The 1678-nt window shown below is 35.8% G+C and carries 1 protein-coding gene and 1 pseudogene; both read right to left on the reverse strand.

The annotated features are described in order from the left end of the window. Positions 1–695 (reverse strand): NACHT domain-containing protein (locus F6K22_RS42880; protein WP_375340240.1); only part of this gene is annotated, 695 nt, incomplete at its 3' end. Positions 696–728: 33 nt separating this feature from the next. Further along, a pseudogene (locus F6K22_RS42885) lies at positions 729–1678 on the reverse strand (HEAT repeat domain-containing protein); the annotation flags it as partial.

The following is a 1678-nucleotide window of genomic DNA, read 5'->3' on the forward strand; positions in this document are numbered from 1 at the left end:
TATTCTGCGCCGACAAAACATAAAATAAAATTCCGACTCCGCAACTGTTCCATCAACACCCTAGCCGCAGTTCTCGGCTCATTAATATCTACACTTTTTAGATAATCCCTAATAATTTTTTCTAAATTATTTCCATGAATCAAATTACCAGCTAAACCTGCCTCATTGTCCTGCATAAAAAAAGCTACCTCACGCAAAATTGCCTGCTTATCTTTATAGTCAATAGTCATCGGGTCAATCTTTGCATCAATCAAGGCTCTTTCTGCATCCCACTGCTGTAATAAAACTCGCGAAGCTTGACCATATAGTTCTGCTCTATCTCTCGGCAATTCTTGATGACGATTCAAGATAGCCATCATAGTTAATAAAAGAGGATTTCCTGCCAATTCCTTAATAGCTGGAGAATCCTTCATTGCCCGTTTTAACCTTTCCCTTTTTCTCTCCCCTTCCGCCTCATCTTGATAAGTAAAATCATGCCAACGTTGAATAAAATCCTCAACTTGTTCCTCTTCCAAATCCTGCAACATAAAATGATAAAACTCAGCATCCCGGAGTTTTTGTGGTTTATAACCAATCACCCGCGAAGTAACAATTACCCGCACATTTTTATAGTTATTAGTAAACCGATGAATATCATTTATTACATCCTCTCGTTTGCCAGGGTCAAAAACTTCATCTAACCCATCAAACATCACAATTGCATTGCCATTTTGTAATTTTTCATCAAGTTATTGTTGAGGTAAATGACAAGTAACTCCACTGCCTTTTTCCAGAAAATCCAGAAAATTCCTACAGTGATTAGCATCATGGTTACGCACATAAGTCCGCAGTTCAATTAATAGAGGAATTGGTTTTAAAGGCAAATCTTTCAGAGGTAATTCTGCCCATTCCAAAGCGATATATTGTAATAAAGTAGACTTACCAGAACCGGGGTCGCCCAAAATAACTAAATATTTATAGTTGTTATCTTCTATTAATTCCAAAACTGAGCGAATCTGTTGTTCAAAATATCTGCGCCGGAGATTTTCCAATTGTTCTGGAGAAAATTCTGACTCAAGTTCTCCAGTCTCTTTTAACCGCTGCCGATATTCTTTAGGAATCTCATGTATTCGAGGCATAAATTCTTGAGACTCCCGCACATTTTGAGGAATAAACATTCGCCATAATTTCAAATCATTATAACCATAACCACTCGTATCTAAACTTTCTAACTTTAGATTTCCATATTGTTCTCGGATTCCCTCCTGATGTTTTTTGAGGTCAAATTCCGGTCTAATTTCAGAGTATTGATTTGCCGATTTATCCAGATTATCAGAATCTAATATTTCCCGTAATTCATCAGACTGCCGGATAATATTTTTAACATTTCTCCGATATTGCTTGGCAAGAAATTCCCAGTCAAAATCATCTGGTAAAGGTGGATTAATCTCCTTCCAAGTAGTAGCCAATTTATTAGTATCTAAAAGTTTGAGATTATGATCGAAAGCACTAACCAAAACCTCTAATACCGACCGATTTTTAATAAACTGTTTGAAAAATTTAGAATATTCCTTTAATTCACTTTCACTCAAATCAGCATTTTCTAACTCTTGCTGTATCAAATCTAAAAAATATTTAATTGCTTGTGCCGTAGCTTTTTGTAAAATTTTTCCATTTTTCATCCCACCAATAGCATCAG

The organism is Okeania sp. SIO2F4 (genome assembly GCF_010672385.1).
Lineage (GTDB): Bacteria > Cyanobacteriota > Cyanobacteriia > Cyanobacteriales > Microcoleaceae > Trichodesmium.